Annotated in this window: 9 protein-coding genes; 2 read left to right on the forward strand and 7 right to left on the reverse strand. The window is 71.6% G+C overall.

The features are described from left to right. Positions 1-14: 14 nt before the first annotated feature. The 7 genes from AAW14_RS12025 to AAW14_RS12055 all read right to left on the reverse strand — a co-directional run bounded on the left by AAW14_RS12025 (position 15) and on the right by AAW14_RS12055 (position 10,889). Positions 15-1,517, reverse strand: a complete 1,503-nt coding sequence (locus AAW14_RS12025; protein WP_265562959.1) for an O-antigen ligase family protein — start codon at positions 1,515-1,517, stop codon at positions 15-17. Positions 1,518-1,737: 220 nt separating this feature from the next. After that, a complete protein-coding gene (locus tag AAW14_RS12030) occupies positions 1,738-3,045 on the reverse strand; it encodes a hypothetical protein (RefSeq protein ID WP_265562961.1) in 1,308 nt (435 codons plus the stop codon). Between the two features lie 71 nt (positions 3,046-3,116). Beyond that, positions 3,117-4,589 carry a sugar transferase gene (locus AAW14_RS12035; protein WP_265562962.1) on the reverse strand — a complete coding sequence of 491 codons (1,473 nt, stop codon included), beginning with the start codon at positions 4,587-4,589 and terminating at the stop codon, positions 3,117-3,119. Positions 4,590-4,829: 240 nt separating this feature from the next. Further along, positions 4,830-7,097 (reverse strand): (Fe-S)-binding protein, encoded by a 2,268-nt coding sequence (locus AAW14_RS12040; RefSeq protein WP_265562964.1) that lies wholly within the window; start codon positions 7,095-7,097, stop codon positions 4,830-4,832. Between the two features lie 218 nt (positions 7,098-7,315). Beyond that, positions 7,316-8,275, reverse strand: a complete 960-nt coding sequence (locus AAW14_RS12045) for a glutaminyl-peptide cyclotransferase (protein ID WP_265562967.1) — start codon at positions 8,273-8,275, stop codon at positions 7,316-7,318. 35 nt (positions 8,276-8,310) lie between these two features. After that, entirely contained in the window at positions 8,311-10,188 is a 1,878-nt protein-coding gene (locus AAW14_RS12050; RefSeq protein WP_265562969.1) for a DUF4012 domain-containing protein, read from the reverse strand. Then, positions 10,185-10,889, reverse strand: a complete 705-nt coding sequence (locus AAW14_RS12055) for a hypothetical protein (RefSeq protein WP_265562971.1) — start codon at positions 10,887-10,889, stop codon at positions 10,185-10,187. The genes AAW14_RS12050 and AAW14_RS12055 overlap by 4 nt, the downstream gene beginning before the upstream one ends. 329 nt (positions 10,890-11,218) lie before the next feature. Between AAW14_RS12055 and AAW14_RS12060 the strand changes: the two genes are divergently transcribed. Further along, positions 11,219-12,682, forward strand: a complete 1,464-nt coding sequence (locus tag AAW14_RS12060; RefSeq protein WP_265562973.1) for a polysaccharide biosynthesis tyrosine autokinase — start codon at positions 11,219-11,221, stop codon at positions 12,680-12,682. Next, on the forward strand, positions 12,679-13,248 hold the full coding sequence (locus tag AAW14_RS12065; RefSeq protein WP_265562974.1) for a low molecular weight phosphatase family protein: 570 nt from the start codon (positions 12,679-12,681) through the stop codon (positions 13,246-13,248). Before AAW14_RS12060 ends, AAW14_RS12065 begins: the two co-directional genes overlap by 4 nt. Positions 13,249-13,359: the final 111 nt, after the last annotated feature.

Consider the following 13,359-nt stretch of genomic DNA (forward strand, 5'->3'; position numbering starts at 1 on the left):
GACGCAGGCGGCCGTCACGACACCGGCCCCGCGAGCAGCGTCCGAACCGCCCGCTCCGGGGCCGCCGCAGCGGCCTCCTCCCGGGCCGGGCGCCGCGGGGCCGTCTCGACGGCCGACGCGGCGAGTGCAAGGACCACGGCCAGCACGGCGTTGCTCGGCCCCAGCGGCAGCATCGTCAGCTCGACGGAGAAGGCCAGATAGGACACGGTCCCGGCGATCACGGCGGCGTGCAGCACCTGGCGCGTCGCATCCCCGCGTGCCGCCCGGGCGAGCCGGCGGATCATCCTGGCGCCGTATCCGCACACGGCGAGCAGGGCCGCGAAGCCGATCAGGCCCTCTTCGGCGAGCGTCCCGACGAATGAGCTGTGCGGGGACTGCACCGACCGCACGCCCCACACCACCTTGGGATCGACCCGCTTCTGCGCCTCGACGAACTGGTTGATCCCCACCCCGGTGAACGGGGCGGAACGCCAGATCTCCGCACCGACCTGATACGTCGCGAACCGGCCGGCCACGTTGTCGGTGTCGGACATGCGGGAGCGGAAGAGGTCGTTGCTCTGCAAGGGCACGAAAAGGATGAGCGCCCCCAGGACCACGGCGACGGCCACGGCGGCGAGCCTGAGCTTCTTCCCGACCCGCAGGCCGAGCCCGAGGAGGAGCACCAGCAGGGCACAGGCCCAGGCCACGCGGAACAGCGAGAGCGCCATGCCCGTGATCTGCACGGCGGCCAGCAGCGGGCCCGTGAACGCGGGACACCCCCTGCGACGCGTGCCGTCGGTGCTCGCGCTCATCCACCAGAACAGCGTCGCGGCGAGCGTCAGGGCCAGGGTGAGCGCATAGACCTCCGGTGTCGCATAGGGCCCGGAGACGCGGACGATCCCGCCGACCTCGGTGTCGGTGCGCACGACGCCTCCGCTGAGGGTCGCCAGCTCGTATCCGAAGAAGTGCTCGGTGATACCGAGCGCGGCCACGAGGGTGCCGCAGACCATCAGTCCCGCCGCCCACGCCCGCAGCCGACCGGGACTGTCGGCCGTGCGGCGGCACACCGCGAAGGCGATGCAGGGGAGCAGGATCGCGTCGATGAAGGTCTGCAGTGCGCCCAGGATGCCGGGCTGAGTGGTCAGGGCGCGGAACAGGAAGACGGCCGCGAACACCGTGACCGCGGTGACGAAGGCCCGCACACCGGGTGCGCCCGGCCTTCGGGCCCGGCGCGTCAACAGGACCGTGAGAGCCAGGGCACCCAGGTACAGACGGTCGAACGTCAGCAGCGTCCCCGACTGCGGATAGCGGGCGAAGGGATGGAGAGCGGGAGAAAGGACCAGCCAGGCGAGGCCCGCGATGTGCGGGTTCCGGCCGGCCACGAGGGCGAAAGCCGTCACCATCACCGCGGCGAACAGGATCACCGAGGGCACGCCCGGCCGGAGGAGGAAGGCGGCGAGCGCCACCGTGCCGAGTCCCGTGTAAAGGACGGCACAGAGGGTCGCGGGGGTGACTTTCCGAGCCCGATTCGTCTTCAAAACGGCCACTGGCTCTCCGAATATCCGTCCGGCAGGGTCGTTTTCCGTGCCGAGGTCGCGGAGGCACACGCTAGTCTCATGACTTCCTCTGCGATGTCGGACGACGCACCTTATCGGCCGAATTTCCACTCCGAATGAGCCGCATGGGTAAGAGAGCGGCAGGCGAGACGACGCAATTACCGAAAAGGAATTCTTCACACGGTACGACGCATTCGACTGCCTATTGGAGTCGAATATTTCGGGGGCGGGGCGGAAAGGCCCGGGCCGCTCCGCCCGGGCCTTCAGGAATTCCCGGGCCGGCGGAGGGGCGCGAGCCGCCCGCCACGACGGCGTGCAGGGCGGTCAGCGCGTCAAGCAGGGGAGCGGCGCTCCAGCGGGGCGACTGCCACAGGGCCCCGTTCCCCCGGGAGGCCTCGGTCCGCGTGTCCGTGCCCAGACCCGGGTAGCGGTCGACGACCGCCGCCAGTACGGCCCATGCGAAGTCGGCCGTGGCGAAGCCGCGTTCGGTCGCCCACGCCGCCATCCGTACCGCTGTCGCGTCGTTGTTCGGGTCGCGTCTGGTCCGGCCGCCCGCAAAGTAGAGAGGCAGCGGCCCGTCGAACAAGTTCCGCAGGTAGTGGACCGCCCCCCGCTCCAGAGGGGTCCGGACGTCCATGCCGAGCAGCGCGCCCGCCTGTTCGAGGCGCAGCAGCACATACCCGGTGTGGAAGCCGTCCACCCAGCCCAGCCGCGGGCCCCGCCCGTACGGCCAGCAGCCGTCGGAACGCTGGCTGTTCAGGCTCACCTCGACGGCGCCGCGGGCGGCATCGGCCAGGCGGTCCGCCAGACCGGCGGGCAGCGCCCCGGCGCGGGCCAGCCGGGCGGCGAGCGCGGCGCCCATGAGGTTGGCGTTGTGCACGAGGACGCCGCTCGTCGGGGTGTAGGTGAAGAACTCGCCGTTGTACAGGTGTTCCAGCAGACCTCGGGCGAGCGAGCGCACCGCATCGTCGTCGAGAGTCCCGGAGTCCAGGCAGCCGTCCGCGCAGAAGGTGGTGGCCACGAGGTTGGGGACCGACGCGGGGTAGTACGACCAGCGGGTCTGTACGTCGAACTCGTAACGCCACAACCCGGCGTAACGCCCCGTCAGCTGCTCGGCGGCCGTCCACCGGCCCAGACGCAGCGCGCGGTCCTGCCACAGGGGGAACGCGGAGAGCCGGGCGCAGGCACCCGCGGCGCATCCGGTGGCCGTGGCGGTGCGCAGCGGGCGGATGCCCAGGACCGGGCGCAGATCGACCGGGCTGCGCTTGACGGTCTGCAGGAGGGCCTGGCGCAGCACGCGGTGACCGGCCAGCCGTCCCAGTGGGCCGGTCAGTCCGTCGTACGGGTCGGGGCCCGCCCAGTCGCGGGCGTCGGCCCACCGGAAGAGCCGCTCGGCCAGGGCGAGTACGTCCCCGGCGGCACGCGGCTCGTGGAGGCGGTCGCCCTCGGTGCGGTGGTCCGGTCCGCAGCGGGCGCGGGGCGAGTGGCCGGTGGGGGATGTCGACGGCATGGGCCCTCCGCAGGGATCGCCGGTGGTGGTCGTCGTCGGTGCCGTCGAACGGACGCGGTCCGGGCGGCTGCTCAGTAGGCTCCGGTGCCCGCGATGACGGCGCGGACCGTGCGGACCAGGACACCGAGGTCCACGGACGGGGACCAGTTGTCCACGTACCTGAGGTCCAGGGCGATCGTCTCGTCCCAGGAGAGGTCGGAGCGGCCGCTGACCTGCCACAGACCGGTCAGGCCCGGCTTGACGGCCAGTCGGCGCAGTTCCACCTCGTCGTATCCGGCGACCTCGTCGGGCAGCGGCGGCCGGGGGCCGACCAGGGACATGTGCCCCTGCACCACGTTGAACAGCTGGGGCAGTTCGTCCAGGGAGTAGCGGCGGAGCACCCGGCCGACGCGGGTGATCCGCGGGTCACGGCGGATCTTGAACATGCGGCCGTCCTGCTCGTTGGTCCCGGCCAGCTGGTGCCTGAGCCGTTCGGCGTCGGCGACCATGGTGCGGAACTTGGCCATGGTGAAGGGCACTCCGCCGCGGCCGATGCGGGTCTGCCGGTGGACGACGGGGCCCGGGGAGTCCAGTCGTACGGCGAGGGCGACCACGGCGAACACGGGGCTGAGCAACGCGATCAACAGCGCCGCGCCCAGCCGGTCCGTCACCGACTTCAGCAGTGCCGCGAGCCCCCGCCGCAGGGGCGGGGCCACGTTCAGCATGGTGAGTCCGGCCACGGATGAGACGTCCACCCGGCGTCCGGCCACCTCGGTCAGGCCCGGCACCACCACGAGCGGGCACTCCTCGCCGTGCAGGGCCCACGAGAGCCGCCGAAGACGTGTGCCCGCCATGTACGGTCCCGGCACGACGAGGACCACGTCCACGCCGAGCCGCCGGGCCGCCTCCAGCACCGGGGCGGAGTCGGCCGACATGCGCGGCGGCGCCTGTCGGCCCAGGCGGGCGGCGATCGGGGCCAGGGCCTGCGGGTCGGCCTCGCCGATCGGGCAGACGCCGACGACGACGAACTCGTGCTCCGTCCGCTTCGCGAGGTGGCTCACCAGTCCGTCGACGGCGTCCGCCTCCCCGATCACCAGGGCGCGGCGCACGGCCCGGCCGCCGCGGCGCCGGGTGATCAGATGACGGTGGATCAGCGAGTGCGCGGCGGCGCTGGCCGGGGCGCAGGGCAGCAGGGCCGTCAGGGCGAGCAGGAACGGGGATTCGTCGCCCGTCGCAGCCCGTACCACCGCGAGCAGTCCGACCAGCATCAGCCAGTCCTGCAGCGCGGGGCCGATGTTGTCGCGCTCACCGAGACGGCGTTCGGCGTAGCGGTCCCGTGCGCCGCGCACGAGCAGCCAGGCCAGGGCCGCCACCATCGCGTACGCCGCGCCACGGGCGTCGTCGGCCAGTGCGAACGCCAGATACACGGGCACGGCGGCGCCGGCCGCGTCGCCGAGGGCGGCGGCCGGTGCGTACCAGACGGGCTTGCCGGTACGGCGCCCAGTCGGTGGCTGCTCCCGGATGACCTGTGTCTGCGTATGACTTGCCGCTGGTACGTGGGGCATGGTCTCCCCGAACAGCCACATTCGCCCTCCAAGCGGGATCAAAAGCGACTAATCGAGTGTGTATGGCCGACCACGGGGGATCGGGCTGCGACGCTGGGCCCGGGCCAACTGTCACCCGATGAGCAGAGCCTCATGCCCGCTGCATATGCGGATCCGTCGGTGACCGGTGCACGCACCACATGCACGAGGGGCCGGGATCGCACCCGCGATCCCGGCCCCTCGTCGGCGTGTGAACGCCGGCTACTTCACGGGCTCCGGCTCCGGCTCGCTCTCCGTCTCCGCCTCGCCGGCCGGGTCGACCGGAGTCTTCACGGAGTCGAGGAGCAACTGGGCGACGTCCACGACCTGGATGGACTCCTTCGCCTTGCCATCGTTCTTCTTGCCGTTGACCGAGTCGGTCAGCATGACGAGGCAGAACGGGCAGGCGGTGGAGACGATGTCGGGATCGAGCGACAGGGCTTCGTCGACACGCTCGTTGTTGATGCGTTTGCCGATCCGCTCCTCCATCCACATGCGGGCGCCGCCGGCGCCGCAGCAGAAGCCGCGCTCCTTGTGGCGGTGCATCTCCTCGTTCCGCAGGCCCGGGACCTTGGCGATGATCTCGCGCGGAGGCGTGTAGATCTTGTTGTGGCGGCCCAGGTAGCAGGGGTCGTGGTAGGTGATGATGCCCTCGACCGGGGTCACCGGGACCAGCTTGCCCTCGTCGACGAGGTGCTGCAGCAGCTGGGTGTGGTGGATGACCTCGTAGTCGCCGCCGAGCTGCGGGTATTCGTTGCCGATCGTGTTGAGGCAGTGCGGGCAGGTGGCGACGATCTTCTTCGCCGACTTCGGCTTCTTCGTCGACTCGTCCTCGTCATCCTCGCCGAAGGCCATGTTCAGCGCGGCCACGTTCTCCATGCCGAGCTCCTGGAACAGGGGCTCGTTGCCGAGGCGGCGGGCGGAGTCACCGGTGCACTTCTCGTCGCCGCCCATGATCGCGAACTTGACGCCCGCGATGTGCAGCAACTCCGCGAAGGCCTTGGTGGTCTTCTTGGCCCGGTCCTCCAGCGCGCCCGCGCAGCCGACCCAGTACAGGTACTCGACCTCGGACAGGTCCTCGATGTCCCGGCCGACGACCGGCACCTCGAAGTCGAGCTCCTTGGTCCACTCCAGGCGCTGCTTCTTGGCCAGGCCCCAGGGGTTGCCCTTCTTCTCCAGGTTCTTGAGCATCGTGCCCGCCTCGGACGGGAACGCGGACTCGATCATCACCTGGTAGCGGCGCATGTCGACGATGTGGTCGACGTGCTCGATGTCCACCGGGCACTGCTCGACGCAGGCGCCGCAGGTGGTGCAGGACCACAGGACGTCCGGGTCGATGACACCGTTCTCCTCGACCGTGCCGATCAGGGGCCGCTCGGCCTCCGCGAGAGCCGCGGCGGGGACGTCCTTGAGCTGCTCCGCGGACGCCTTCTCCTCGCCCTCCATGGTCTTGCCGCCGCCGGCCAGCAGATAGGGGGCCTTGGCGTGCGCGTGGTCGCGCAGCGACATGATCAGCAGCTTCGGGGAGAGCGGCTTGCCGGTGTTCCAGGCGGGGCACTGCGACTGGCAGCGGCCGCACTCGGTGCAGGTGGAGAAGTCCAGCAGGCCCTTCCAGGAGAACTGCTCGACCTGGGAGACGCCGAAGACGTCGTCCTCGCCCGGGTCCTCGAAGTTGATCGGCTTGCCGCCCGAGGTCATCGGCTGCAGCGCGCCCAGCGCCGTCCCGCCGGTCGCGTCGCGCTTGAACCAGATGTTCGGGAAGGCGAGGAAGCGGTGCCAGGCCACACCCATGTTGGTGTTGAGCGAGACCACGATCATCCAGATGAAGGAGACGCTGATCTTGATCATCGCGACGAGGTAGACCAGGTTCTGCAGCGTGCTCGGACCGAGGCCCTTGAAGGCGAGGACCAGCGGGTACGAGGCGAAGTACCCGGCCTCGTAGTGTTCCACGTGGTGCAGGGCGCCCTCGAGGCCGCGCAGAGTGTAGATGGCCAGGCCGATGGTGAGGATGACGTACTCGACGAAATACGCCTGACCGGACTTGGAGCCCGCGAACCGGGACTTGCGGCCGGGCCGGGAGGGCAGGCTCAGCAGCCGGATCGCCATCAGGACGACGATGCCGAGGGTCGTCATGACACCGATGAACTCGGTGTACATCTCGAACGGCAGGAAATCGCCGATCAGTGGCAGCGTCCAGTCGGCCTTAAAGAGCTGGCCGAACGCCTGGGCGAGGGTCGGCGGCAGCGTCAGGAAGCCGACCGCCACGAACCAGTGGGCGGCGCCCACGATGCCCCAGCGGTTCATCCGCGTGTGGCCCAGGAACTCCCGCACCAGCGTCACGCTGCGCTGGTAGGGGTTGTCGGTCCGGCTGCCGGCGGGGACGGGCTGGCCGAGCTTGAAGTACCGGACGAACTGGCCGACGGCGCGTGCGAGCAGCGCAACGCCGACCACGGTCAGGACCAGCGACACGATGATCGCGGCGAGTTGCATTTCGGGGCTCCTCGGGCCTGCGAGGGTGTTTCCTCCGTGTACTTCCTGTGTACTCCGAAGGCGCGATTACTAAGCGGTAACTTATGCAGTCCGTCTGAGACTACCCACTTATGCCGCCGCACTGTAGTGGCGCAAGCGGTGATCTGCGTCGCTGTGGGTCCCCGGCGCCGGCTTCCCCAGCCCCTGGTCAGCGGCCGGGACGGCTCCCCGGCCGAGGCTCAGCGGCCGGAGCCGCTTGTCCGCCCGGCCGGTACGAACACCACACGGAACATTCTGGGCCAGAACTTCCCGGTGATCAGGAACTGGTCGGTTCCGGGAACGGCCGCGATGCCGTTCAGGGTGGACCCGGGGACGAGCTCGTCGTCGCGCAGCAGACCGGAGGCGTCGACGCTCGCCGTCACCGCGCCGGTGGCGGGGTCGATGCGCACGATCCGGTCGGTGAAGAGCACATTGGCGTAGACGGCCGCGCCGACGCACTCCAGCTCGTTCAGCTGGGTCACCGGCCGGCCCGCCTCGGTCACGGCGACCCCGCCCGTCCTCGCCAGCGTGCGGGGGTCACGGAACGTCAGCCGTGCGGAGCCGTCGCTGGTCACCAGCCGGTGCCGGGTCCGCTGGAGGCACATGCCCCAGCCCTCGCCCGGGTACGGGACCCGGCGCAGCTCGGCGAGCGTCCGGGCGTCGCGCTCGACGGCGATCCGGTCGCGCCAGGTCAGCTGCCACAGGGTCCGGCCGAGCACGGTGATCCCCTCCCCGAACAGGGGAGCGGGGAGCGCGGCGCGGACCGTGGGCTTCCGGCCCGCCGGGCCCGCCCGCACCGAGGACTGGCCGGAGATGCCGGTGGCTTCGTAGAGCCTGCCGCCGGCGATCTCCAAGCCCTCGGTGAACGCCCCGGAGTCGTGCGGGAGGGTCCCGAGCACCTTGACCCGCAGGCGCTGGACCGGGGGCGCGGAGGTCCGCGGCCCGCGCGTTGCCCGGCCCGCCGCGTCGTCGGGGGCACGCTCCGCCGCCGCACAGGACGCGAGCAGGAGCACACCCACGACCACCATCGCGGCCACTCGTCTCAGGCGCCCGGACGTGGCGGCGGTCCCGGCGGGGGCCACCGGCTCGGTCATGGCCGCCCCCGCCTGGCAGGCCCGCCCGGGCGTGGCCTCCCGCGCCCCGCCCGACCGCTCAGACACGGTCGCCCCCGTTCTCGGACACGTCGCCCCCGTTCTCAGACATGGCAGGCACCGCTCGGCTTCAGCGTGGCCCGCAAGGGGGTCACCAGGGGCTGCTGGAGCAGGGTGGGAGTGCTGTCCGCGTGTGGTTCCCGCAGGTGCAGGACCAGCGTGCGGCTGGAGCCGGCGGGCAGCTCCAGGTTCAGCGAGAACACCGAGTGGCCGCGTTCGACGCCGAACGCGAGCAGCGCCGGGTGGCCGTCGAGCGTGGCCTCGGTGAGGTTGGCTCCGACCCCGGCGTAGTACGACACCAGGAGCCGGTTGTCGCCCGGCCGGGTGCGGTAGGCCGGGCGGTCCTCGCGCAGCGTGACGTAACCGGGCAGGCCGGAAGCGGGGGCCCGGTTGGCCAGCTTCACGGTCACGGTGACCGGGCGGTCGCCGCGGGTGCAGCCGCCGCCCGCTTCCCAGACCAGGCTGCGGTCGAGGTAGTAGTCCAGCTTGGAGCCGGCCGCGTTGTTCACCACCAGCCCAGCGAAGGGACCGGGGGCGTCGGGGAGCGCGCCCGAGTAGGGGCGTGACTCGAGCAGCTGCTGCTCCGCCGGATGGGCGCTCCACACCTTCAGCCGGCCGTCCCGCTGGGCGTCGTGCACGGCGACGAGCAGACCGGGCAGCAGACGCGTGTCGTCGACCGCCGCCATCATTCGCCCGGCCGCCGCGCGGGCCGCGTCGACGAAGTACGCCTTGCGCCGGGCCACGTCGTTGTAGCGCGCGTAGCTGGCCCGTTCGGTGACGTCCACGACGTTGTCCGCGCTGAGCTCGGTGCCGTCGGCCATGCGAGCCGGGCCGGTGACCCGCAGCAGCCGGCCCAGCATTGCGGGGTCGACGGCGATCGCACCGTCCACGCGTTCGCCGGTGTGGTTGCGCCAGTACGAGGCCCAGAGGCGGGCCGCGTACGGGAAGTGCGGGCTCATGTTGGAGTTGGCCCACACACGGGCCGGGGCGTTGCCGTCGTAGCGGGCCGCGAACTCGGCTCCCAGGTCGACGTTCGCCTTCGCCTTCTCCATCTCGGTGTTGTTGCCGAACCGCTCGAAGGACAAATGGCCCTGACGGGCCTTCAGGACCGCGAAGGCGCCCGCAACGCCGCCGGTGCCGCGGGCCTCGGCGATGTTCTGGAAGGCGAGGAAGTAACGCCGTTCCTCCTGCGCGCCGAGCATGGACGGCAGGACCCGGGCCGCGAGGGAGGCGTCGGCCATCACCGGGGCGAGCCGGTCCATCTGCCGCGCGAGGTCCGCGCGGGCCCGGTCCGCCGCCGGGAGCCAGGTGGACCGGGGCAGCCCGTGCACGTCGGCCCGCACCTCGGAGACGACACGTGCCGCCCGTACGAGGTCCGGCGCGTGCTGTTGCAACGACGTCAGGGCCTGCGCCATCCCGCCGCCATGGTCGTTCGGGGCGGGCGCCGGCAGGGCACCCGCCAGCGGGGACAGCACCTCACCGGTCAGCCTGTCGGCCGCGTACGCGGCACCGCGTACGGTGCCGAACGGGGCGCCGACGACGGGCAGCCGGGAGGCGGAGTACCAGGCCGGGCCGGTGGTGAGGTCGTGTGCCCGAGCGGCGTGTTCGGCCGCGGAACGCACCATCTGCTGGCGGTGCTGGGCGGAGCCGGCCGCCCCGGCGGAGCCGGGCGTCACCGAGTGCCGTAGGGCGTCCAGGTCCCGCTGGGCGGCAAGCAGTTCCCAGCGCGCGAACAGCCCGGTGACACCGATCCAGACCGCGCCCGCCACCGGAAGCGCCACGAGGGCCAGCAGCGTGATCTTGAGCGCGCGGCGCCGGCCCGGCTCCCCCTCGCGGGAGCGACCGGGCCGGCGCAGGCGGACGGCGCCCCGGCCGGAGCCGGGACGCCGTGGTTCCGCCGTAGCGATGTCCTGCTCCGTCATGAAGTGCGGCGACGGCGCACGGCCAGCATCGTGCCTCCGCCAGCCGCGATCAGCGCGGCCGCGGTGCCGCCCACGGCCAGGGCCTTCTCGCTGCCGGTGGCCGCGAGACCCGCGCGGCTCTGGGAGCGCCTCCGCCCGCCGAGTCCGTTGGCACTGTTGGCGCCGTTGGCACCGTTGGTGCCGTTGAAGCGACCGGCCGCACCGGCTCCCTCGTTTCCGCCCGGCCTGCCGGGCCGGTCGTCGTCACCGGGCCCGCCGGGTCCGCCGGGCCTGCCGGGCCTGCCGGGCCCGCCCGGGCTCGGGCTGGGCGATGGCGCGCCGGGGGCGGCCAGCACCTGGAGGGAGGCGGTGACGACGTGGTGGTGGTTCCCCCTGAGCTCGAGGGTGTGTGTGCCGGCGACCACCCGGGTCGGGATGGTCAGCGTTTCCGTCAGACTTCCGGTGTCGTCGGCGATGAAGCGCCCGAGGACGATCGGACGTGATTCCACCGACACCGTGACGCGCTCCCGCCGGAAGAAGCCGTGCGCAGTGAGGGTCAACTGATCACCGGCGGTCACCGTGGTCTTGTCGAGAGACAGGGTCGGGGGCGGCGGCGGGTACTGGGCGTGGGCGGTCTGGGCACCAACCAGCGGTACCGCGACGAGCACAGCAGCCGATGCTGCCGATGCGAGCGCGGCCCGCCATGTGGGCGATGTCGTCATTGTTGTCCTCTCCTCGACTTCAGTCCTGGCCAGGCGGTTGCAGCGTCGGCCGTCATCACTATCTAGATACATCGAATAAATGGGACATATCTGCCTCAACTAACGTGACACCGCCGAGAAGTCACCGGATGGGGGAGCGCTCGGTCCTCGATGGCCCACATCGCCGCGCCGACCGAGTGACGTGCGATGTGCGTCGCCGGGGTCGTTTGACGGGCCGTTCGGTGGTGGCTCCCCCGTTCAAGGGGCGGGAGTCCCTATGGTCGGCTGTGCGCATAGGGAACAGAACATCTCAATTCGGGTGGTTCCCTCGGTTCTATGAGGGGTGCAGTGTGGAACTCCATGGATTCCTGAAGGCTCTTGCCAGGCGCTGGCCGACCGTTCTGGTCTGCCTGGTTCTCGCGATCGGCGCGGCGTTCGCGGCTACAGCCTTGAGTACTCCCGTCTACGAGGCCAGGACCCAGCTCTTCGTCGCCACCCGCTCCGGTGAGGACACCGCCCAGCTCAACCAGGGCCAGAGCTTCTCGCAGGCGCGAGTGCAGTCGTACGCCGCGATTGTGACGACACGTCAGGTCACCATGCCCGTGGTGAAGGCGCTCAAGCTGCGCACCACGCCTGAGGAGCTCGCCTCCCGAATCACCGCCGTCGCGCCGCCCAACACCGTGCTCATCGACATCACTGTGCAGGACACCGTGCCCAAGCGGGCGGCGCGCATCGCCAACGCCGTGGCCAAGCGGTTCAGCGCGGTCGTGGAACGGCTGGAGGCGCCCCGGCACACGGCCGGACCGGACCGGATCGCGCACGGCCGCAAGGGCGATGACTCCTCGCCCGTCTCCCTCGGTGTGACCCAGGAGGCCGTTCCGCCGACCGTTCCGGTCTCGCCCCGGCCGCTGTTGAACCTGACCGTGGGCGTGCTCGGCGGTCTGCTGCTCGGCGCGGGGGTGGTCGCCCTGCGCGAGACCCTCGACACCACGCTCAAGACGAGTGAGGCACTCGGCGCGTTCATCGCGCTGCCGGGCCTCGGCTCCATTCCGTACGACAGGGGCGCTCCCCGGCAGCCGCTGGTCACCGCCGATGTGCACTCCAAGCGCGCCGAGGCGTTCCGCAAGCTGCGCACCAACTTGCAGTTCTCGCAGGTCGACGACCGGCCCCGGGTCATCGTGGTGACGAGTTCGGTGCCCGGTGAGGGCAAGACCAACACCGCGGTCAACCTCGCCCTTTCGCTCGCCGAGGCAGGCGTGTCGACCTGTCTGGTGGACGGCGATCTGCGCCGGCCGTGTGTGGCCCCGACCTTCGGTCTCGTCCGGGACGCCGGTCTGACCACGGTGCTCATCGGGCAGGCCCGCATCCAGGACGTGATGCAGCAGGCCGGCACCGGCGGCCGGCTCTCGGTGCTCGCCAGCGGCGCCGTACCGCCGAACCCGACGGAACTGCTCGCCTCGGCGCGCATGGAGGAGGTGCTGCACGAGTTGGCGAGCCTCTACGAGGTGGTGATCGTCGACTCCGCGCCGCTGCTGCCGGTCGCCGACACCGTGGGGCTCGCCTCGCTCACCCAGGGCGCACTGCTGGTCGTCCGTGCCGGCCGGACCAGCCGGGAGCAGGTCCGCACCGCCGCACAGTCGCTGGAGCGTGTGGGCGTCCGCGTCCTCGGCACCGTCTTCAACATGGCGCCGGTCCCCAAGGGCGACCGCTACGGCGCCTACGGCCGGTACGGTGACCTGCCCGCTCCTCGTACGTCGGCTCCCCACCGGGATGCCGCCGCGCCCGCGGTGCGGCGTCCCGCCCGCGAGCAGTGACCACTGTCCTGTTCGTGTGCACGGGCAATGTGCACCGCTCGGTGCTCGCCGAGCGGCTGCTGGCCGCCCGGCTCCCGCCGGGCTCTGAAGTGCGGCCGGAGAGCGCCGGGACCGAGGCGCGGCCCCGGGCGGGCATGGAGAGTGCCACCCGGGCGGCGCTGGAGGAGCTGGGCGGTGACGGCTCGGGCTTCGAGGGCCGCCCGCTCACCGAGCGGCTCGTGGCGGGAGCGGCGCTGGTCCTGGGGCTCGCGCACGAGCACCGGGAGGCGGCCGTGCGGCTCGCTCCGGCGGCCATGCGGCGATGCTTCACCCTGAAGGAGTTCGTGCGGCTCGCCGGGGGACCCGACGGGGCGGGAGGCGGACAGGGGGCCGTGGGCGGTCTCGGCGCCGTGGTGGCGGCCGCGGCCGCCCGCCGTGGTGCCGCCGCCCCGGTCCCACCGGAGGAGGACGAGATCGCGGACCCCTGGGGAAGGCCGCACGATGTGCTGTACGGGTGCGCTCGTGAGATCGACACAGTGGTGCGCAAGCTCGTCCCGCTGCTCGGAGCGGGCGTGCCAAGCATCTGAATCCAGCCATCCCAGGCCCTCACCTGCGGTTCTCCCCTGCTTGCCGTATTCCGTCGGACAAAAGTTGAGTCCGCCCGACTCAGGTCTGTTGACGCCGTACCGATGCCTCAT

The organism is Streptomyces hygroscopicus, assembly GCF_026168105.1.
Taxonomy (GTDB): Bacteria; Actinomycetota; Actinomycetes; order Streptomycetales; family Streptomycetaceae; genus Streptomyces; species Streptomyces hygroscopicus_D.